This window comes from Sediminicoccus sp. KRV36 (assembly GCF_023243115.1).
Lineage (GTDB): Bacteria > Pseudomonadota > Alphaproteobacteria > Acetobacterales > Acetobacteraceae > Roseococcus.
Genome location: NZ_CP085081.1, coordinates 591928 through 612467 on the forward strand (window position 1 = coordinate 591928; position 20540 = coordinate 612467).

The 20540-nt window shown below is 67.8% G+C and carries 19 protein-coding genes; 11 read left to right on the forward strand and 8 right to left on the reverse strand.

All coding sequences use genetic code 11. From position 1 onward, the window contains the following. Positions 1 to 20: 20 nt before the first annotated feature. Genes LHU95_RS02820 through LHU95_RS02835 form a run of 4 tightly spaced genes read right to left on the reverse strand, consistent with a single transcriptional unit; the run spans position 21 to position 2576 of the window. Entirely contained in the window at positions 21 to 1364 is a 1344-nt protein-coding gene (locus LHU95_RS02820) for an MFS transporter (RefSeq protein WP_248709862.1), read from the reverse strand. After that, positions 1361 to 1969, reverse strand: a complete 609-nt coding sequence (locus LHU95_RS02825) for a nitrile hydratase subunit alpha (RefSeq protein ID WP_248709863.1) — start codon at positions 1967 to 1969, stop codon at positions 1361 to 1363. The genes LHU95_RS02820 and LHU95_RS02825 overlap by 4 nt, the downstream gene beginning before the upstream one ends. A 2-nt stretch (positions 1970 to 1971) precedes the next feature. Then, complete coding sequence (locus LHU95_RS02830) at positions 1972 to 2283, reverse strand: SH3-like domain-containing protein (RefSeq protein ID WP_248709864.1); 312 nt, start codon at positions 2281 to 2283, stop codon at positions 1972 to 1974. Further along, positions 2280 to 2576 carry an SH3-like domain-containing protein gene (locus tag LHU95_RS02835; protein ID WP_248709865.1) on the reverse strand — a complete coding sequence of 99 codons (297 nt, stop codon included), beginning with the start codon at positions 2574 to 2576 and terminating at the stop codon, positions 2280 to 2282. The genes LHU95_RS02830 and LHU95_RS02835 overlap by 4 nt, the downstream gene beginning before the upstream one ends. A 414-nt stretch (positions 2577 to 2990) precedes the next feature. On the opposite strand from LHU95_RS02835, the gene pstS reads away from it, so the two are divergent. The 9 genes from pstS (at position 2991) to LHU95_RS02880 (ending at position 12891) form a co-directional block, all read left to right on the forward strand. Continuing rightward, positions 2991 to 4049, forward strand: coding sequence for a phosphate ABC transporter substrate-binding protein PstS (gene pstS, locus LHU95_RS02840; RefSeq protein ID WP_248709866.1), 1059 nt, complete (start codon positions 2991 to 2993; stop codon positions 4047 to 4049). 106 nt (positions 4050 to 4155) lie between these two features. Further along, positions 4156 to 5073: a phosphate ABC transporter permease subunit PstC gene (pstC, locus tag LHU95_RS02845; protein ID WP_248709867.1), complete on the forward strand. Its 918-nt coding sequence runs from the start codon at positions 4156 to 4158 to the stop codon at positions 5071 to 5073. A 4-nt stretch (positions 5074 to 5077) separates the two neighbouring features. Then, positions 5078 to 5989: a phosphate ABC transporter permease PstA gene (gene pstA / locus LHU95_RS02850; RefSeq protein ID WP_248709868.1), complete on the forward strand. Its 912-nt coding sequence runs from the start codon at positions 5078 to 5080 to the stop codon at positions 5987 to 5989. Between the two features lie 14 nt (positions 5990 to 6003). Further along, entirely contained in the window at positions 6004 to 6846 is an 843-nt protein-coding gene (gene pstB / locus LHU95_RS02855; RefSeq protein ID WP_248709869.1) for a phosphate ABC transporter ATP-binding protein PstB, read from the forward strand. Between the two features lie 11 nt (positions 6847 to 6857). Next, positions 6858 to 7580 (forward strand): phosphate signaling complex protein PhoU, encoded by a 723-nt coding sequence (gene phoU, locus LHU95_RS02860; protein WP_248709870.1) that lies wholly within the window; start codon positions 6858 to 6860, stop codon positions 7578 to 7580. A 12-nt stretch (positions 7581 to 7592) separates the two neighbouring features. Beyond that, positions 7593 to 8309 (forward strand): phosphate regulon transcriptional regulator PhoB, encoded by a 717-nt coding sequence (phoB, locus tag LHU95_RS02865; protein ID WP_248709871.1) that lies wholly within the window; start codon positions 7593 to 7595, stop codon positions 8307 to 8309. 130 nt (positions 8310 to 8439) lie between these two features. Continuing rightward, a complete protein-coding gene (locus tag LHU95_RS02870; RefSeq protein ID WP_248709872.1) occupies positions 8440 to 10524 on the forward strand; it encodes a 3-hydroxyacyl-CoA dehydrogenase NAD-binding domain-containing protein in 2085 nt (694 codons plus the stop codon). A gap of 12 nt (positions 10525 to 10536) precedes the next feature. Continuing rightward, a complete protein-coding gene (locus LHU95_RS02875; RefSeq protein ID WP_248709873.1) occupies positions 10537 to 11739 on the forward strand; it encodes an acyl-CoA dehydrogenase family protein in 1203 nt (400 codons plus the stop codon). Positions 11740 to 11745: 6 nt separating this feature from the next. Beyond that, positions 11746 to 12891 carry an acyl-CoA dehydrogenase family protein gene (locus tag LHU95_RS02880; protein ID WP_248709874.1) on the forward strand — a complete coding sequence of 382 codons (1146 nt, stop codon included), beginning with the start codon at positions 11746 to 11748 and terminating at the stop codon, positions 12889 to 12891. A gap of 3 nt (positions 12892 to 12894) precedes the next feature. Here LHU95_RS02880 and LHU95_RS02885 read toward each other — a convergent pair whose 3' ends face one another. The 3 genes from LHU95_RS02885 to LHU95_RS02895 are packed head-to-tail and all read right to left on the reverse strand — an operon-like array spanning position 12895 to position 17752. Further along, a complete protein-coding gene (locus LHU95_RS02885; RefSeq protein ID WP_248709875.1) occupies positions 12895 to 13227 on the reverse strand; it encodes a hypothetical protein in 333 nt (110 codons plus the stop codon). A 42-nt stretch (positions 13228 to 13269) separates the two neighbouring features. Continuing rightward, entirely contained in the window at positions 13270 to 14406 is a 1137-nt protein-coding gene (locus tag LHU95_RS02890) for an acyl-CoA dehydrogenase family protein (protein WP_248709876.1), read from the reverse strand. Continuing rightward, positions 14399 to 17752 (reverse strand): indolepyruvate ferredoxin oxidoreductase family protein, encoded by a 3354-nt coding sequence (locus LHU95_RS02895; RefSeq protein ID WP_248709877.1) that lies wholly within the window; start codon positions 17750 to 17752, stop codon positions 14399 to 14401. Before LHU95_RS02895 ends, LHU95_RS02890 begins: the two co-directional genes overlap by 8 nt. 112 nt (positions 17753 to 17864) lie before the next feature. Between LHU95_RS02895 and LHU95_RS02900 the strand changes: the two genes are divergently transcribed. Beyond that, positions 17865 to 18320 (forward strand): Lrp/AsnC family transcriptional regulator, encoded by a 456-nt coding sequence (locus LHU95_RS02900; RefSeq protein ID WP_248709878.1) that lies wholly within the window; start codon positions 17865 to 17867, stop codon positions 18318 to 18320. 216 nt (positions 18321 to 18536) lie between these two features. Continuing rightward, complete coding sequence (locus LHU95_RS02905; RefSeq protein WP_248709879.1) at positions 18537 to 19349, forward strand: PhnD/SsuA/transferrin family substrate-binding protein; 813 nt, start codon at positions 18537 to 18539, stop codon at positions 19347 to 19349. Between the two features lie 30 nt (positions 19350 to 19379). Here LHU95_RS02905 and LHU95_RS02910 read toward each other — a convergent pair whose 3' ends face one another. Further along, on the reverse strand, positions 19380 to 20519 hold the full coding sequence (locus LHU95_RS02910; protein ID WP_248709880.1) for a cupin domain-containing protein: 1140 nt from the start codon (positions 20517 to 20519) through the stop codon (positions 19380 to 19382). Positions 20520 to 20540 lie beyond the last annotated feature (21 nt).

A 20540-nucleotide genomic window follows, 5' to 3' on the forward strand; every position in this document is an offset into this window, starting at 1 on the left:
GCCGCCGGAGGCCCTTTTCCTCACCGTCGAGCCAAGCTCAGCAGCCCCGCCATCACCGCCAGCACCGCCCCGCAATAGAAACCCATCCATGGCCCCGCGAGCGTAAAGCACGCGGCGGCCGTCGTGGCGCCCAGGCTTTGCCCCAGCACCCGCGCCGTCGCCTGCATGCCCCCCGCGCTGCCGGCCCGATGGCGTGGCGCCGTCGAGAGAATCGCGCGGTTGTTCGGCGCCTGGAAGCAGCCAAAGCCGATGCCGGCCAGCATCAACGCGGCGCAGACCCAGGGCGTGGCCGTCGCGGGCAAGCTGCCCAGCAGGACCAGCGCCAGCGCCAGCACGCCACCCCCCGCCGCCACCGGCAGGGCCGAGGCGGTGCGGTCCGCGAAGCGCCCGGCGATGGGCGCCAGCAGCCCCACCGCGATGGGATAGGGCGTGATGATCAGGCCGATCTGCACGGGCGAAAATCCCGCCGCCGAGAGATGGAAGGGCATGGAGATCACCGTCACCATATGCGCCGAGAACATGCAGACGGACGCGCCGATCGCCAGCCGCACGGTGCGGATGCGCAGCAGGTCGAGCGGCAGAAGGGGCACGGAGCGTGCCATTTCGCGCCGGATCAACGCCGCACCGATCACGATGCCGGTGGCCAAGGCCACCACGCCCAGCACGGGCCAATGCAGCACCAGATCCAGCCCGAGAAACACCAGCCCGAAGGCCGCGACATTCATGGCGGCCGCGCCGAGGTCAAAGGCGCGGGGCTGGCGCGGCACATCGGGCAGGACGCGGGCACCAAAGACCAAGGCTGCGAGGCCGACCGGCAGATGCACCAGGAACACCGCCGGCCAATCCGCCAGGGCCAGCACGGCCGCCCCCACGGAAGGCCCTGTCGCGGAACACAGCGCGACCACCATCGCGTTGAAGCCGATGGCGCGGCCAAGCTGCGCGCTGGGATAGGTGTGCCGCACCAGGCCCGACATCAGGCTCATCACCGCGGCACCACCCAGCCCCTGCGCGATCCGCGCGGCCAGCAGCGCCTCGAAATTCGGCGCCAGGGCGGAACACAGGGCGGCCAGCAGGAACAGCGCGAGCCCCCAGTTCCAGACCCGCTTGAAGCCCAGGATTTCCCCCAGCGCGGCAAAGGGGATCAGCGTGCCGACGACGGTGATCTGATAGGCGTTCACCACCCAGACCGCATCCGCCGGTGTTAGCCCAAGGTCACGCGCGGCCGAGGGCAGCGCGATATTGACCATCGCCGCATCGAGCACGGTGAGCGAGATGCCGGCCGCAATGCACGCGGCGGCCTGGGTCCTGCGGGGTTCCGGGAGGCCGTCCGCCTCCGCCTGGACCACCACCCTCTGGGGGCTCACGCCGCGCGCGAGACCTTCTGCGCCGCGCTGGGCAGGGAAACCCCCACCAGGTGATCGCGCGAGACGATCGCGGTCAGTTGCTCCTCGCTCCAGCCCTCGGTGCCTTCGGGGCGCAGCGGCAGGACCATCCAGCGGAAATCGGCCGTGCTGTCCACGACGCGGACCTGGATGCCGGCCGGCAGGACGGTCCCGAATTCGGCCAGCACCGCGCGCGGCTCACGCACGGCGCGGCTGCGATAGGCGGCGGATTTATACCAATGCGGCGGATAGCCGATGATGGCGCGCGGATAGCAGGAGCACAGCGTGCAGACGACCAGGTGATGCACGCCGGGTGTGTCTTCCAGCACGCCCAACGGCGGGTTGCCATGCATCGAAACACCCATCGCCTCGGCCGCCGCGGTCCCGTCGCGCAGCAGGAATTCGCGCCATTCCGGATCCACCCAGGCGCGGGCCACCATGCGCGCGCCCGTCTCGGGGTTGGCGCGCTCGGCGATGTTCTGGCGCAGCGTGATCTCCGCCTCGGTCACGATGCCGCGGGCCTTGAGCGCCGTGACCAGCTTTTCCAGCAGCGCCACGCTTTCCGGGCGAGGGTCATATCCGGCCATGACTACGCTTCCTCCAGCCAATGTTCGAACAGCTCGATCAGCAGCGTGTCTCCGGGTTGACCCTCGTTCCAGACCGGCGGCTGATCGAACAGCACATGATACAGCACGCGCGGTTCGGCCGGCCGGTTGAAGGCGATATCCTCCGGATTCGGGAAGGTGCCGAGGGCCCGTTCCACAATGCCCAGCCGCCCACGCACGTAATGCGGCGTGCGCAGATGCAGCCGCGCGATGCGCTCCGGCCGCGCATCCTTCACCCGCACCCGCTGCCCGGCCTGGAAGCGGGCCGCGGCGGTCTCTCCGACACCCGTGCTCACTGCAGATCCTCCCAGGTCACGGCGCCCTTGGCGAGCATGACGGCGGCGATGGCGCGCAGCCATTTCTCGTAATAGGTGAGGCCGAAATACTCCGCCTCGGGCAGGCTTTCGATGTTCAGCCGCTGCTCATCCGTGGTGAGCAGGCCCTTCTCGCGCAGCACCAGGCGCAGCGCATCCACGCGTTTGCCGAAATCATCCGGCGGCGCATCGGCATCGGGCTCCACCGGCGTGCAGCGGAAGCGGGGGTTGCCGCCAAGGTCATGCTGGGCGGGCGCGGGTTCTGGCATATCCATCGGGTAAGCCTACGCCCGCCTGCCGCGCGCTCGCAACCGGGATGCGCTGGCCGTCATGGTCCGCCAAAGCCCGCCCGGCCTTTCCGCGCCATGGCCCAGCCCAACATGGCCCTGCACGCGGGAGTGATGCTGCACGCCGAGAGTCTGGCGGCGCCGGTTCAGCGGGTCGTCCGCGCCCCCATGCGCGATGCGCGGTGGGCAGCGGATGCGGCGGCTGGGATCCATGCCGAATGAGGATTATGGCCGGTTGACGGGGTGAAATAGGATGCCTGGGCACAGACAAGTTGGGGTCAAGGTCCATGTCATCGAAGCTTCATAAAAGTGAAACACCCTAGTCGCTGGCAGGGCCTAACCGCTCGGCCAGCCGGGGTGGCAGTCCTTCACGCTGTCCGCCCCATCATGATGGAGACTTCCGTGAACCGACGTTCGCTTCTCGCCCTTGGTACCGCCCTTCCCATGCTGCCCCGCGCGGGCTTCGCCCAGCAGACCACGATCACGGGTGCCGGCGCCACCTTCCCCCGCCCGCTCTATGAGCGCTGGTCCCAGGCCGCGCGTGAGCCGCTGAGCGTAACGTTGAACTACCAGTCCATCGGCTCGGGTGGCGGCATCAACCAGATCACCGCTCGCACGGTGGATTTCGGCGCCTCCGATGCGCCGCTCACCACCGCCCAGCTCACCGAGCGCAAGCTGATGCAATTCCCCTCGGTGCTCGGTTCGGTGGTGCTCAGCGCCAATCTGCCCGGTGTGGCGGATAACGCGCTGAAGCTGACGCCCGAGGTCATCGTGGACATCTTCATGGGCCGCGTGGCGCGCTGGAATGATCCGCGCCTGGTCGAGCTCAACCGCGACATCCGGCTGCCCAACCTGCCGGTCTCGCCCTGCTATCGCGCCGATGGCTCGGGCACGACCTGGGTCTTCACCACCTATCTCTCGCGCGTGTCGGAGGCCTGGAAGAATGGTCCGGGTGCCGGCACCGCGATCAGCTGGCCGGCCGGCAATGGCGCGCGCGGCAATGAGGGCGTTTCCAACATCATCCGCAACACGCCCGGCGCCATCGGCTATATCGAGAACGCCTATGCCGTCGTGAACCGCATGACGACGACGCAGCTGCGCAACAAGGGCGGCCGCTTCATCGCCCCGGAAATGCCGGCCTTCCTCGCCGCCGCCGCCGCGGCCGACTGGACGGTGCCGAATTTCGCCGCGGATACGATTGACCTGGCCGACCCCGCCGCCTGGCCGATCACCAGCCCGACCTACATCCTGCTGCCGATGGACCCCCCGGCCGACAAGGTTCCCGGCAGCCGGAACACCATGCGCTTCTTCGACTGGGCCTTCCGCAACGGCAGTGACATCGCGCGCCGCCTGGAATACATCGCCCTGCCGAGCGCTGCGCATGATCTGATCCGTGCCGCCTGGGCACAGCAGGTGCGTGACCCTTCGGGCGCGCCCGTCTGGACCGCCCCCGCCGCCTGAGGCGCTTCCCCCGGGGCCAGGCGCAGGCCTGGCCCATTGTTCTTCTTGCAAGGGTCACCTCGTGCAGCAAACGACAACCGCCCCGGCGCGCCGGAGCTCCGGCTCCATGGGCGACCTCGTCTTCGAATGGATGTGCCGGGGGGCGGGCCTGTTCGTGCTGCTGCTGCTGGGCGGCATCATCGTCACGCTGTTCATCGGCGGGCTGCCGGCCTTCCGGCAATTCGGTCTCGATTTCCTGGTCAGCACGCGCTGGGACCCGGTGGAAGGGCGCGAGCAATTCGGCGGTGCCGTCGCCATCATCGGTACGCTGATGTCCTCCATCCTCGCCATCATCTTCGCGGTGCCGGTGGCCTTCGGCATCGCCTTCTTCCTGACCGAGCTGGCGCCGCCGTGGCTGCGGCGCCCCATGGGCACGGCGATCGAGCTGCTCGCTGCGGTGCCTTCGATCATCTTCGGCATGTGGGGCCTGTTCGTCCTGGTGCCGTTTGTCCAGCGCAACATCCAGCTGCCCTTCGGCGATGCGCTCAGCGAATTGCCCCTGATCGGCGTGTTGTTCCAGAGCACGAATTTCGCCGGCACCTCCATCTTCGCGGCCTCGCTCGTCCTGGCGATCATGATCCTGCCCTTCATCGCCGCGACCATGCGCGACGTGTTTGAGCAGGTCCCGCCGGTCTACAAGGAAAGCGCCTACGGGCTCGGCGGTACCCGCTGGGAGGTGATGACCGGCGTGGTGATCCCCTATACCCGCATCTCCGTCGTGGGCGGCATCATGCTGGGGCTGGGCCGTGCGCTGGGGGAGACCATGGCGGTCACCTTCGTCATCGGCAATGCCAACCGCATCGCCACCTCCTTCTTCGACCCGACGACGACGATCGCCTCGGTCATCGCCATGGAATTCCCGGAGAGCCTGGCCGGTGGCCTGCAGCAATCCTCGCTGTTCGCGCTGGGCTTCCTGCTCTTTCTGATCTCCTTCATCGTGCTCGCCTCGTCGCGCTACCTGCTGCGCTCGCGGCTGAAAGGCTGAGGCCATGAGCGCCACCACCGAGCTTCACGCCATCGCCATGCGGCCGCGCGACGAACGCGCCCGCCGCGCCCGCGGCCGCCGCCGCCATCTGGTGGATCAGGCCGTTCGCCTCTTCTGCCTGATCGCGACGGCGATCGGCGTCTTTTTCCTCGCCTCCATCCTGATCACGCTGCTGTGGCGCGGCGCGCCGGCGATTGACCTGACCATCTTCATCACCGATTTCCGGCCCACCACCTATGGGGACCCCGATGCCGAGAAAGGCGGGCTGCTGCACGCCATCCTGGGCAGCTTCGTGCAGGCCGGCATCGGCGTGACGGTGGGCACGCCCATCGGCATCCTGGTGGGCACCTACCTCGCCGAATATGCCCGCCAGACGGCGCTCGGCAATGCGGTGCGCTTCGTCTCGGACGTGCTGCTCTCCGCCCCCTCGATCCTGGTGGGCCTCTTCATCTACCAGCTGGTTGTGCTGCCGATGGGGGGCTTCTCCGGGATTGCGGGCGGGCTGGCGCTGTCCATCATCGTGATCCCTGTAGTGGTGCGCACGACCGAGGACATGCTCTCCCTGATCCCGAACACGCTGCGGGAGGCCGTGGTCGCACTGGGCGCCCCCAAGTGGAAGATGATCACGCTGGTCGCCTATCGCGCGGCGCTGTCCGGCATGGTGACGGGCATCCTGCTGGCCTTCGCGCGCATCGCCGGCGAGACGGCGCCGCTGCTGCTGACCAGCTTCGGCAACAACGTCGTCACCTGGGATCTGGGCAAGGCGATGGCGAGCCTGCCGGTGGCGATCTACCAGCAGGCCAATTCCGGCTTCCCGGACTTGATCGAGATCGCCTGGGCCGGGGCGCTGATGATCACCGTCGGCGTGTTGTTCGTGAACATCATCGCGCGCACGCTGCTGCGCAAACGCATCTGAGCAGGGGCAGGCCCATGAATTCCGAAACCCAGACCAACATCGCCACTCCCGGCAGCTTCGGCGGCGTCCAGGTGCGATCCGAGGCGGCGCTCAACACGGATAACCGCATCACCATCTCCAACCTTGATTTCTACTATGGCCCGACGCTGCCCAAGGCGCTGAAGGGGATCAATCTGAAATTCCCGAACCGCCAGGTGACGGGCATGATCGGCCCCTCGGGCTGCGGCAAATCCACCCTGCTGCGGGTGATGAACCGCATGTACAGCCTCTATCCCGGGCAGCGCGCCGAGGGCGAGGTGATGATGGATGGGGTCAATCTGATCGACCCCAAGGTGGACATCAACGAGCTGCGCTCCAAGATCGGCATGGTCTTCCAGAAGCCCACGCCCTTCCCGATGACGATCTATGAGAACATCGCCTTCGGCGTGCGCCTGCATGAAAAGCTGTCCAGGGCCGAGATGGATCAGCGGGTGGAATGGGCGCTGACCCGTGCGGCCATCTGGGGCGAGGTGAAGGACCGGCTGCAGACCAACGCCATGGGCCTTTCGGGCGGCCAGCAGCAGCGCCTCTGTATCGCGCGCTCCATCGCGGTGCGCCCCGAGGTGATCCTGTTCGACGAGCCGACCTCGGCGCTCGATCCCATCAGCACCCTCAAGATCGAGGAATTGATTGACGAGTTGAAGCGCGATTTCACCATCTGCATCGTCACGCACAACATGCAGCAGGCGGCGCGCTGCGCCGATCAGGTGGCCTTCTTCTACCTGGGCGAACTCATCGAGGTGGCGCCGGCGGCGGAGATGTTCACGGCCCCCAAGCAGCAGAAGACCCAGGATTACATCACCGGCCGGTTCGGCTGAGGAGCATGGCCATGCCCAACACGTCCCCCTCCCATATCGTGAAATCCTACGAAGAGGATCTGAAGCGCCTGCGCGAGATGATCGCGCGCATGGGCGGCCTCGCCGAGCGCCAGGTGGCGGATGCGGCCGATGCGCTGGTCCGCCGTGACACCAAGCTCGCCAGTGAGGTCGTGGCGCGTGACAAGCTGCTCGATGACATGGAGCGCGATGTCGAGCAGTTCTGCGTGCGCCTGCTGGCGCTGCGCCAGCCCATGGCGCAGGATCTGCGCCTGATCATCGCCTGCATGAAGATCAGCCAGGATCTGGAGCGCATCGGCGATTACGCGCGCAATGGCGCGAAGCGCGCCATCGTCGTCTCCCAGCAGCCGATCCTGGGCAGCCTCAATGGCTTTGAGCGGATGGCGGAGCTGGTGCAGGAGAACCTCAAGGGCGCGATTGACGCGCTGGTCGAGGGCGACAGCGCCATGGCCGATGCCGTCTGGGCGAATGACGAGCCGATTGACGGCATCTACAACGGCATCTTCCGAGAAATGCTGACCTTCATGATGGAAGATCCGCGCAACATCACCGCCGCCACGCATCTGCTCTTCATCGCGAAGAACATGGAACGCATCGGCGACCACGCGACCAACATCGCCGAGCGTGTGCATTTCGCCGTGCTCGGGACTCCACTGACCGAGGATCGCCCCAAGGCGGACAACTCCTCCTCGGCGGTGGTCAATCCGCCGGCATAAGGAGTGAAGGCCATGCCCGAAGGCTTCAACGGGGGCGGCAAGCCCACCATCCTCGTCGTCGAGGATGAGGCGGCGCTGCTCGCCCTGCTGCGCTACAATCTGGAACGGCAGGGCTTCAACGTCGAGGAAGCGACCGACGGGCAGGAGGCGCTGCTGCGCATCGCCGAAGCCAAGCCGGACCTCGTTCTGCTCGACTGGATGCTGCCCGCCATGTCGGGCATCGAGGTCTGCCGGCAGATCCGCCGCCGCCCCGCCACGCGGGACCTGCCCGTCATCATGGTGACCGCCCGCACCGAGGACCAGGACGCGGTGCGTGCCCTGGATACCGGCGCTGACGACTATATCGCCAAGCCCTTCGCAGTGGAGGCGCTGCTGGCGCGCATCCGGGCGCTGCTGCGGCGTTCCTCCAATGTCTCGGCCAAGGGCAGCATCGCCTATCTCGACCTGGCGATGGACCAGGATGCGCATCGCGTCACGCGCAATGGCCGCCCGCTGCATCTGGGGCCGACCGAGTACCGGCTGCTGGAATTCTTCCTCTCCCACCCGCGCCGCGTCTTCACGCGGGAACAGCTGCTGGACGCGGTCTGGGGGCGCGATATCCATGTGGAATTGCGCACGGTGGATGTGCATATCCGCCGGCTGCGCAAGGCGATCAACACGGATGGCGAGCTGGACCTGATCCGGACCGTGCGCTCCGCCGGCTATGCGCTGGACGCGGATAACGGCTGACCTGCGGCACCCTGGGCGGGCGCCTCCGCCCGGATGGCTGCCTCCCGCCTTGCTGCCCCGCACCCCGTTGACAGGGGAGCACCCCCGGCCGGACAATCGGGGAAACAGTACCGAGCAGGGGAAGCAGTCCATGGCCGAAGAGCGGTTCGTCGAGCACGCGCGTGACGGCGATATTCACATCCTTCGCATCGCCAACCCGCCGGTCAATACGCTGCGGACCGGCGTGCGCGCCGGGCTGCATGCCGGGATCGGCGCGGCCCTCAAGGAGGGGGCCCGCGCCATTGTCCTGATCGGCGAAGGCCGCCTTTTCTGCGCCGGCGCGGAGATGACCGAATTCAACAAGCCGCGCCAACCCCCCAGCCTTCCCGAGGTGTTCGACGCGATCGAGAATTGCAAGGTGCCCGTCATCGCCGCCATCCATGGCTCGGCGCTGGGTGGCGGGCTGGAATTGGCACTGGCCTGCCATGCGCGCGTGGCGCTGGCCAGCGCGCAGGTCGGCCTGCCCGAGGTGAAGCGCGGCTTCGTGCCCGGCGCCGGCGGCACCCAGCGCCTGCCACGGCTGATCGGCCCCGAGGCGGCCCTCAAGATCATCGTGACGGGGGAGCCGATTTCGGCGGCCGAGGCGCTGAAGCTCGGCGCCATCAATGCCGTGGTGGAGGGCCCGCTGGAGGCTGCCGCGGTGGCCTGGGCGCGCGCCCATGCCGGGGAGAGCTTCACCCTGGCCCGTAAGCGCGAGGACAGGATCAAGGGCGCCGACCTGGCAGCCTTTGACGCCGCCGCCGCGACCCTGCTGAAGCGCACACGCGGCCAGGAAAGCCCGAAGGGCTGTGTTGCCGCCGTGCGCGCCTCCATCACCCATTCCTTCGAGGATGGGCTGAACATCGAGCGCGAGCAGTTCCAGAAACTCGTCGCCGGCGAGCAGAGCTTCGCACTGCGCCACATCTTCTTTGGCGAGCGCGAGGCGGTGCGCGTCCCGGGCCTGCCCGAGGATGTGAAGGGCACGCCCGTGAACAACGCGGTCGTCATCGGCGGCGGCACGATGGGCGGCGGGATCGCGATGAATTTCGCCAATGCCGGCATCCCCGTCACCATCGTGGAAACCACGCAGGAGGCGCTGGACAAGGGCCTGGCGCGCTGCGAGGCGAATTGGCAGCGCAGCGTCACCTCAGGCCGCATGAACCAGGCCGAGTATGAGAAGCGCCGCTCCTTCCTCAAGGGCAGCACCAGCCTGGATGTGGTGAAGGAGGCCGACCTCGTGATCGAGGCGATCTTCGAGAATATGGACGCGAAGAAGGAGCTTTTCGCCAAGCTGGATAAGCTGGCGCGGCCTGGCGTGGTGCTGGCTTCCAACACCTCCACCCTCTCCATTGACGAGATCGCCTCGGCCACGTCTCGGCCGGAACTGGTGATCGGGATGCATTTCTTCTCGCCCGCCAATGTCATGCGGCTTTTGGAGAATGTGCGCGGCGCCAAGACCAACCATGTGGCCATCGCGACGGCGACGGAGGTGGGCAAGCGCATCGCCAAGCTGCCCGTCCTGGTCGGCAATTGCGACGGTTTCGTCGGCAACCGCATGACCGGCAAGCGCGGCCCCCAGCAGGAGAAATTGTTGCTGGAAGGCGCGCTCCCGCAGGATATCGACCGGGTGATGGAGGCCTATGGCATGGCCATGGGGCCTTGTGCCACGGGCGATCTCGCCGGGCTCGATATCGGTGCTGCCGTGCGCAAGGCGCGCGGCACGGTGGCGCCCATCGCCGATGCGCTGTTCGCCGCCGGCCGCTACGGGCAAAAGACCAGCAAGGGCTGGTACATGTATGACGAAAAGCGCACCCGCATCGTGGACCCCGAGGTGGAGCGCATCATCCTCGACATCGCCGAGAAGATGCAGGTCCGCCGCCGCAAGATCGAGGATGGCGAAATCCTGGAGCGCATGCTGCTGCCCATGGTGAATGAGGGCGCGCGAATCCTGGAGGAGGGCGTGGCCTCCCGCGCCATTGATATCGACGTCATCTTCTGCAACGGCTTCGGCTGGCCCGCATGGCGCGGCGGCCCGATGTTCTGGGCCGACCGCATCGGCCTCAAGGCCGTGCGCGACAAGCTGGCGCATTACGCCGCCGCGACGAATGATCCCAACATGAAACCCGCCGCGCTGATCGAGACGCTCGCCGCTTCCGGGGGCAGCTTCGCCACGGGCAGCGCCAAGAGCGCGGCATAAGGAAACTCCGCCATGGAACTCCGTTTCACCGAGACCGAGCTGAACTTCCGGCAGGAGGTGCGCGATTTCCTCGCCGCTGAATGCCCGCCCGAAACCCGCGCCCATATGGTCGCCGGCAAATCCCCCACCAAGGCGATGGTGGTGGAGTGGCAGAAGAAGCTGAACGCCCGCGGCTGGGCGGCACCCGAATGGCCGGTCGAGCATGGGGGCCCCGGCTGGTCGCCCGCGCAAAAATACATCTTCCGCGAGGAGCTGCAGATGTGGCCCGCACCCTCGCCGCTCGGCTTCAACATCAACATGTGCGGCCCGGTCATCATCGAATTCGGCACGCCCGAGCAGAAGGCCCGCTTCCTGCCGCGCATGCGCAACCTCGATGATTGGTGGTGCCAGGGCTTTTCGGAGCCGGGTGCCGGCTCCGACCTTGCGGGGCTGAAGACCAAGGCCGTTCTCGAAAACGGCGAGTGGGTGATCAATGGGCAAAAGACCTGGACCACGCTGGCGCAGCATGCCGACTGGATCTTCGTCCTCGCCCGCACCGATTTCGCGGCGAAGAAGCAGGAGGGAATTTCCTTCCTCCTCGTGGACATGAAGACGCCCGGCATCACGGTGCGCCCGATCATCACGATCGAGGGCGGGCATGAGGTGAATGAGGTCTTCTTCGACGATGTCCGCGTCCCGGCCGACCAGCTGGTGGGCGAGGTGAACAAGGGCTGGGATTGCGCGAAATTCCTGCTGGGCAATGAGCGCTTTGGCCAGGCCCGCGTCGGCGCCAGCCGCGAGCGCATTCGCCGCCTGAAGATGATCGCGAGGGACACCATGGATGGCGGCCGCCCGCTGATCGAGGATCCGGAATTCCGCCGCCAGGTGACGGAGATGGAGATCGAGCTGAAGGCGCTGGAGATGACGGTCATGCGCGTCATCGCGAATGAGACGAAGCGCGCCGGCACCGGCAAGCCGGACCCCGCGACCTCCGTGCTCAAGATCAAGGGCACCGAGATCCAGCAGGGTGTGTCGGAACTCCTGATGAAGGCCGCCGGCCCCTATGCCTGGGTGGATGGGGACCCCGATGCCGAGGGCAGCAATGACTGGGATGTGGCGCCCGACTGGGCCTTCGGCCTGGCCGGCGTCTATTTCAACTGGCGCAAGCAGAGCATCTACGGTGGATCCAACGAGATCCAGCGCAACATCATGGCGAAAGCCTTTCTGGGATTGTGATGCATCATGGATTTTGATCTCAACGAATCCCAGTCGCTCCTGCAGGACAGCATCCGCAAGACGCTGACGGCGAAATACGGCTTCGAGAATCGCAAGGCTTACATGGCCAGCGAAACCGGCTGGAGCCGCGAGATGTGGGCCCAATACGCCGAGCTGGGTTTGCTGGGCCTGCCCTTCTCGGAAGAGGATGGCGGCTTCGGCGGTGGCCCGGAGGAAACCATGCTGGTGGCCGAGCAGATGGGCCGGCACATCACGCTGGAACCTTGGTTCAGCACGGTGGTGCTGGGCGGTGGCTTCCTGCGCCATGGTGCCGATGCCGGACTTCGCCAGCAGATGGTGGAGGGTGTGGCCGCGGGCCAAACGCTGCTCGCCTTCGCGCAGGTGGAACGCCAGTCCCGCTATGACCTGTTCGACGTGCAGACCACGGCGAAGAAGGATGGCGCCGGCTGGGTGATCACCGGCCGCAAGGGCATGGTGCTGCATGGCGATACGGCCGATCAGTTTTTCGTGACGGCCCGTGTCTCCGGCGCATCACGGGATCACGGCGGTATCGGTGTCTTCGTCGTGCCGGCGACGGCGGAGGGCGTCTCCGTGCGCGGTTTCCGCATGGTGGATGGCAGCCGTGCGGCGGAAGTGGATTTCACCGCAGCCCGCGCGACCCATGTGCTGGGCGATGCCGAAGGCGGCCTGCCACTGGTGGACCGCGTGGTGGATGAGGCCATCGCCGTGCTGGCGGCCGAGGCGATCGGCGCCATGGATGTCGTGCACAACATGACGCTCGACTACCTCAAGACGCGCCAGCAATTCGGCCGCGCCATCGGCAGCTTCCAGGCCTTGCAGCACAAGGCGGCGGATATGCTGGTGGCACTGGAGCAGTCCCGCAGCATGGCCTATTTCGCCACCATGGCGGGGCAGGGGAGCGACCCGGCGGAGCGCCGGCGCAACATGCATGCGGTCAAGGCGCAGATCGGCCGCTCACAGCGCTTCGTCGGCCAGCAGAGCATCCAGCTGCATGGCGGCATCGCGATGACGATGGAATATGGCGCTGGCCATTACTTCAAGCGGCTGACGGTGAATGAGGCGATGTTCGGCGATACCGATCATCACCTGCGCGCCCTGGCCGATGCCGGCGGCCTGCTCCAGGCCGCCTGAGCCTCAGCGGGTGCGCGCCGGGGCGGAGGTCGAGCTGGAACTGCCCGGCACGCTGCCCGCCAGATAGGCGGCGGCGATCAGCGGCAGGGCGATCAGGGCAGGGGCAGCCAGGCCCAGGCCGCCTGCCGCGCCGCTGGTTTCCAGCATGGGCCGCGTCATGGGCTGGCCGGGGCCCGGAATGCGTGGCCGGGGCGCGCGCACCAGGCTCGGCCCCTCGGCGCCGCGGGGCGGGATGACGATCTCGGCGCCGGCTGGCACCACCACCACGCGCTGCTGCGCCGCCGCAGGCGCGGTGACAGCGGAAAGGGCGAAGGCGATGAGCGGAATGCAACGCATGGTTGAGTATAGCGGCATCCTGCTGGGGTGAGGCAACCCCCTTCAGCGCCCGAGAACCTGCCGGGCGATGATCACCCGCATGATTTCATTGGTCCCTTCCAGGATCCGGTGCACCCGCAGATCCCGGACAATCTTCTCGATGCCGTAATCGGCCAGGTAGCCATAGCCGCCCAGCAATTGCAGCGCCTCATCGGCGATGCGGTGGCCGGTATCGGTGACGAAGCGCTTGGCCATGGCGCAGAACAGCGTGGCATCGGGCGCCTTTGCGTCCAGCTTGGCGCAGGCCCGCCAGAGGAAGCTGCGCGCCACTTCAAGCTCCGTCGCCATGTCGGCCAGGCGGAATTGCGTCGCCTGGAATTCGGCGACGGCCTTGCCGAAGGCGCGGCGGGATTTCACATAATCGAGCGCGATATCCAACGCCGCCTGCGCACCGCCAAGGGAGCAGGCGGCGATGTTCAGCCGCCCGCCATCCAGCCCGGCCATGGCATAGCGGAAGCCCTGGCCCTCCTCGCCCAGCAGGGCTTCGGCGGGGAGGCGGGTCTCCTCGAAGATCACCTGGCGTGTCGGCTGGGCGTTCCAGCCCATCTTCTTTTCATTGGCACCGAAGCTGAGCCCGGGTGCTTCCTTGGGCACCAGCATGGCCGAGACGCCATCCGCACCAGGCCCCCCGGTGCGCGCCATGGTGAGATAGAGGTCCGAGACGCCGGCACCGCTGATGAACTGCTTCACGCCATCCATCACATAACCCGCATTGTCCCGCCGCGCGCGGGTGGAGAGCGCCACCGCATCGCTGCCCGAGCCGGGTTCGGTGAGGCAGTAGGAGGCGATCTTCTCCATGGTCAGCAGCGGCGGCAGCCATTGGGCGCGCTGCGCCGCATCCCCCCAGCGGTCAATCATCCAGGCGACCATGTTGTGGATGGACAGGAAGGCGCTGATGGTCGGGCAGCCCGTTGCCAGCGCCTCGAACACCACGGCCGCATCGAGCCGCGTGAGGCCGGAGCCGCCGCTCTCCTCGCGCACATAAAGCCCGGCCATGCCCAGGGCGGCGGCCTCGCGGAAGACGTCCAGCGGGAAGTGGCGGTCCTGGTCCCATTGGATGGCGTGTGGCGCGATGCGTTCGCGCGCGAAATCCCGCGCGGTGTCGCGCAAGGCGAGGGTGTCCTCGGGGAGTTCAAACATGTGCGGCGTCCATGGCGGCCCAACGGGCACGTGTGGCTTCGATGTTGCGCAGCTTCACCGGGCCGAAGCCCTTGATGCCGGCGGCCGCCTCGGCCCATTCGCAGGCCCGGGCGTAGTTGGTGGGGTGCAGCCCGGCCAGAAGGCGTTCGATGCCGGCGCGGTATTCGCCGATCAGCGCGCGTTCCACCCGGCGCTCCTCGGTGCGGCCAAAGGGATCGAGCGGCGTGCCTCGCAGCGCCTTGCCGTGCTGCAGCAGGCCCATGGCGCGCAGCATCCAGGGGCCGAAGCTGATCTTGCGGATGCGGCCATCGCTGCCGGGCTTGGCCAGCAGCGGCGGTGCCAGATGCAGGTTGATCCGCGTGGTGCCGGCAAAGCCCTCGGCCAGCTTGGCCTGCCAGGCGGGGTCGGTGTGCAGCCGCGCCACCTCATATTCATCCTTATAGGCCATGAGGCGATACAGCTGCGCGGCCACCGCGCGCGTCAGCCGCGTCTCACCCGGCGGCTCCGCCGCCTGCACCCGCGCCAGGAAGGCGCTGTAGCGCGCGGCATAGCGCGCCGATTGATAGGCGGTAAGGTCTTCGGCGCGGCGCGCGATCATGGCCTGCAACGTCTCGGGCGGCCTGGGCGCCGTCTCTGCCGCCAGGCGCCCCGCCTCGAAGGCGGTGAGGTTCTTGGGCACCGCAGCGCCATTGAGTTCGATGGCGCGGCGCAGCGCCTCACGCGACATGGGGATCAGCCCGCGCTGGAAGGCGGCGCCGAGCAGGTAGATGTTCAGGAAGATCAGGTCGCCGAAATCATGCTCGATGGTGCGCGCGGCCGGCAGCGCCACCACCTCCCGCGCCACGGCGCGCACGCTCTCCAGCATGGCGGCCGGGTCGTCGCTGGTTTCAGTGTTCAGCACGAAGCGGCCGGTGGGCGAGACATCGCCACTGACCACCACGCGGGTGCGTTCGCGGCCCAGCAGCGGCCGTGCGGTGCGGCCATGCGCGCCCACGAGGTCCGCCGCGATCATCGCATCCGCCTGGCCCTGGCCAATGCGAGGGCTCAGCACGGCTTCCCCCACCCGGCCGATCCGCAACTGCGCGTAGACGCCGCCGCCCTTCTGCGCGAGGCCCAGCATGTCCAGCGTGCGCACGGGCCGCCCTTCGGCATGGGCCGCCATGGCCAGGATGGCGGAGAGTGCCGTGACGCCCTGCCCGCCCACACCGGCCAGCACGATGTTCCAGGCATCGCCCGGCGCCGCTTCGGGCAGCACCGGCAACGGCGCCTCGGTGGCGATGACAGGCATCGGCGGCTTGACCGGTTCGGCGCCTTCGAGCGTCAGGAAGGAAGGGCAGAACCCTTCGACGCAGGAAAAATCCTGGTTGCAGCCGGATTGATCAATGCGGCGCTTGCGGCCCCATTCCGTCTCGATCGGCTCGATCGCGATGCAGTTCGAGGCAGCCGAGCAATCGCCGCAATCCTCGCAGATTCGCGGATTGATGACGGCGCGCTTGGTGGCCTTGGGGGCCAGGTCCCGCTTGCGCTGGCGGCGCTTTTCCGTGGCGCATTGCTGGTCGTAGATCAGCACGGTGCAGCCTGGTGTGTCGCGCAGCATGCGCTGCACGGCATCCAGCTCGGCGCGGGGGAAGAAGGCGACGCCGCGCGGGATCAATGGATCGCCGCGATGCCGCTCCGGGTCATCGCCGACGATGACCACGCGCTCGGCCCCTTCGGCCGCCATCTGGGCCGCGATGCGCGGCACAGTCATCTCGCCTTCCAGTGCCTGGCCGCCGGTCATCGCCACGGCCGAGTTCACCAGGATCTTGTAGGTGATGTTGGCCTTGCTCGCGATCGCGGCGCGGATCGCCAGCACGCCGGAATGGCCATAGGTGCCATCCCCCATATTGGTGAAGACATGCGGCGTTTCGGTGAAGTGATGCTGGCCGATCCAGGCGGCACCCTCGCCGCCCATATGGCTGAACAGGTCGCTCTCGCGATTCATGTCCTTGGCCAGGTAGTGGCAACCGATGCCGGCCAGCGCGTGGCTGCCCTCCGGCACGCGGGTCGAGGTGTTGTGCGGGCAGCCCGGGCAGAAATAGGGCTGGCGCACATCCAGCGGCTCGGCCTGGGCGGCGGCCAGCATGTCGAGTTCGGCGATGCGCGCGGCCAGGCGCTCGGTGCGCAACGCCTCGGGCAGGGTCTTGGCGAGGCCGCGCAGGATCATGGCGGCGTCGAGTTCAGAGAGGTCGCTCAGCACATCCTTGCCATGCAGGCGCGGGCGTTCCGTCTCGGCGTAGAGCGCCTCGCGCAGTTGCGACTCCAGGAAGCTGCGCCGGTCCTCCACCACCAGGACGCTTTCCAGGCCGCGGCAGAATGCGCGCGCGGCCTCGGCATCCAGTGGCCAGGCCAGGCCTACCTTCCAGATGCGCAAGCCGCCCATGCGCGCCAGTTCCGGCGTGATGCCGGCATCGGCCATGGCCTGCTTCAGCGTGGACCAGGCCTTGCCGCGCACCGCGATGCCGAAGCGCGCCTGCGGCGCTTCCTGCATGATGCGGTTGAAGCCATTGATGCGCGCGAAGGCGAGGGTCGCCGGCAGCTTGAAGTGCCGCACGCGTTCCTCGATCGGCAGCGCCGCATCCTTCAGGCGGATGTGCAGACCGCCGGGTGGGATCGCCACGCCATTGGGCGTCATCGTCATGAGGGCGGCCGGGTCCACCGTCAGGCTCATCGTCGCGTCCATCGTCTCGGCGATGCATTTCATGCCGACCCATAGGCCCGAGAAGCGCGAGAGGGCGATGGCCTTCACGCCATATTCCAGCACCTCCCCCACATCGGCGGGGTCGAGCATGGGCATTTCGAGATCGGCGAAGGCATATTCGGAGCCGCTGGTCACGGTGGAGGATTTGGAGGCTGGGTCATCGCCGGCCAGCGCCAGCACACCCCCCAGGGGCGAGGTGCCCGCACCATTCGCGTGGCGCAGCACATCGCCGCTGCGATCCACGCCCGGCCCCTTGCCGTACCAGATGGCAAAGACGCCCTGGTGCTTCGCGTGCGGGTAAAGCCCCAATTGCTGGGTGCCCCAGCAGGCCGTCGCCGCCAGATCCTCGTTCAGGCCCGGCTCGAAGATGATGCGGTGGTCCTGGAGGCGTGCCTTCTGCTTCCAGAGTTCCCGGTCATAACCGCCGAGCGGCGAGCCGCGATAGCCGCTGATATAGGCGGCCGTATCCAGGCCCTCGGCGTCATCCAGCTCGCGCCGCAGCAGCGGGATGCGCACCAGGGCCTGCGTGCCCGTCAGCAGGGTTTCGCGCCCTGCCGCTTCCCAGCGCTCCTCCAGGGAGAGATCGGCGCGGATGATGCTGTTCATGAAAATCTCCGGTCCCTGACCGAGTATGACGATGGGAGACTGGGCTGGAAAGCGCCGGAGATTTTGCCGCATTCTGTTGTGCAGCGCCGAAATTCCAGAAGGATCTGCCGCGATGGATGCCATTGACCGCCGAATTCTCCGCGCCCTGCATGGCGAAGCCCGGCTGACCAATGCCGAGCTGGCCGAGCGCGCGGGGCTCTCCCCCTCGCCCTGCTGGGCGCGGGTGCGGCGGCTGGAGCAGGCGGGCGTGATCCGTGGCTACCGGGCGGAGCTGGACCAGGCCAAACTCGGCCTGCCCGATACGGTCATCATCGAGGTGATGACGGAAAAGCATGATGAAACCCAACTCGCCCGTTTCGAGGAGGCCATCGCCAATATGCCCGAGGTGATCGAGGCCTGGCTGGTCACCGGCGAATACGACTACATCCTCAAGGCGGCCGTGGGCGGCACGGCGGGCTATGAACGCCTGCTGCGCGAGAAGATCTATCGCCTGCCGGGGGTGCGCCACACCCGCACCGCCTTTGGCATACGCTGCCTGAAGCAGGTCTTCACGCCCTTGCCGGCCTGAACCGGCAAACGCCGCCTCTGGCGCGGATGACGCCCCGGACGACGCCCCGGATGCGCCGGCGCAGGGACGCATCCCATGGACATCAGCCGGCACTGATGATCTTGATGCGGCCTGGACGTGGTGCATGGCGCCTTGGCTTTGCCAGGACCGCCAGCCGGAAGGGGGCCGCATGGGCAACAGGATCGGGTCGGACCATGGCAATCCGGGGGCTGCGTGATGCCCGCCTGGCGCGCCAGCCTGCCCATGTACAACCTGCCCGAGATGCGGCCAGCGAATGCCGCCTTCTGGGCGGCCCTGCGCGAAGAGCTGCAGGGCGACGTCCCGGGCGAGCTTCCCGACGAACTCAGCTTCGACCGGCTGCCCGTGCCCAGCGCGATCGAGCCCGAGAACCTGTTCACCCAGGTCTGTGGCTATCCGCTGCAGACGATCTATCGGGGCCAGGCACGCCTGCTCGGTGTGCCCAGCTATACGGCGCCGCATTGCGGCCCGGGCCTGCATGCGGGCGTCTTCATCGTGGCCGCCGATGCGCCCTATCGGAGCCTCGGAGAGCTGCGCGGCGCGCATTTCGTCTATAACAGCCGGCATTCCAATTCGGGCATGAACCTGCCGCGCCGGGCGCTGGCGGAACTTGCCGGCGGCGGGGCGTTCTTCGCGTCCATCGCGGAGACCCACAGCCAGCCCGGCAATATCGAGCGCGTCGCCCGGGGCGCGGCCGATGCGACTTGCGTGGATTGCGTGACCTACGCCTTTTATTGCCGCCATCGGCCGGAACTGGGCGCGCGCACACGCATCCTCGCCGCCACGCCCGCAACACCGGCCATTCCCTTCGTCACGGCCGTCTCCACGCCCGAGCCCGTGGTGGAGTTGCTCCAGGCCGCGCTGTTCCGTGTGGCACGGGCCGCGCGATGGGCCGGGGTGCGGGAAGGGCTGATGCTGGCCGATATCCTGCCGCCGGAGGTCGCGGATTACCCGCTGCAATTGCGGCATGAGGAGGAAGCGGCCACCCTGGGTTATGCCGAACTCCGGTGACGGCGCGCTGGCCAGTCTCCCGCGCGCCGGTCAGGCCGGCTCCAGCAACCCCATGCCCCAGAGCTTGCGCGCAAAACCCGATTCGCCCGGCTCGGCGCCTTCGGCCAGGGCCATGAGCTCAGCCGCCTCGGCCGCGCTGAGCGGGAGGGCGCCGCCGGTCCAGAACAGCGTGCTCGATCCGTCATCGCCCTGCGCCAGATGGGTGTGCATGCCCTCGGTCAGCCGCAGCGGCCCCTCGGGCAGGGGCGCGAAAAGCCCGCGCGCGGGCAGGGGCTGACGGTCCCGCGCCAGTTGTTCGAGCGTGAGGTTGGCCAGCCGCTCGGCATGCGCCGCCGTCGCGAGGCGGCTGAGCTTTTCGGCCAAGGCGGGCAGGAGATCAGCCTCGCCGATGCGCCAGCTCGGCAGGCTTTCGCGCAGGCCGGCGTCGAACAGCTCGGCCTCGTCCACCAGGGCACGGATCGCCTGGGCCCAGGAATTCTCCATGAAGCCGATGGTGGCGTGCAGGGAACGGCCGCCTGGCTCGGTCGCGGCATCATGCATGACGCCGCGCGGGATATAGAGGGAGTCGCCCGGCTCCAGGATCACCACATGCGGCTCGCCCACGGGTTCCATGTTGCCGGGCCAGGGGGTGCGCCGTGTTGGCCGCTCGATGCGTTCGCCATCCCAGATGCGCCAGCGCTTGCGGCCATCCACCTGCAGGACCAGCACGTCATGCGTGTCGAAATGGGTGCGGAAGCCCTGGGCGGCGGGTGGTGTCAGGTAGATGTTCGACTGCACGGCATGCAGGAAAAGCCGCTCCAGCCCGCGGCAGAAGCGGGCCAATGGCGGGTGCGTCTCGTGGAATTGCGACACCACGAGCGAGGCGCCCTGGTCGAAGCGGGCGAGCAGGCTCGGCAGATCCACCCGGCCATCGGGGAGCGCGAATTCCGCCTCCGGCACGCCGGCGCTGCCGCTGCGCGCTTCATCCGCCATGGCGATGCGGGGCGTGCGGGCACCGTCCGTGCGCAGATGCGCGTCGAGCACCTCGATACTGAGCAGGTCAGCGAAGCGATCGGCGGAGGAGCCCTTGAAATGCTTCCATTCGAGGCCTTCGCGCAGCGCGAGAACCTCATCCACGGACATTCCCTCAAAAGCCAGGCCGAAGGCGGCTTCCGTGATTCCCTGGTTCATGTGGCCCTGGTTCATGGGACC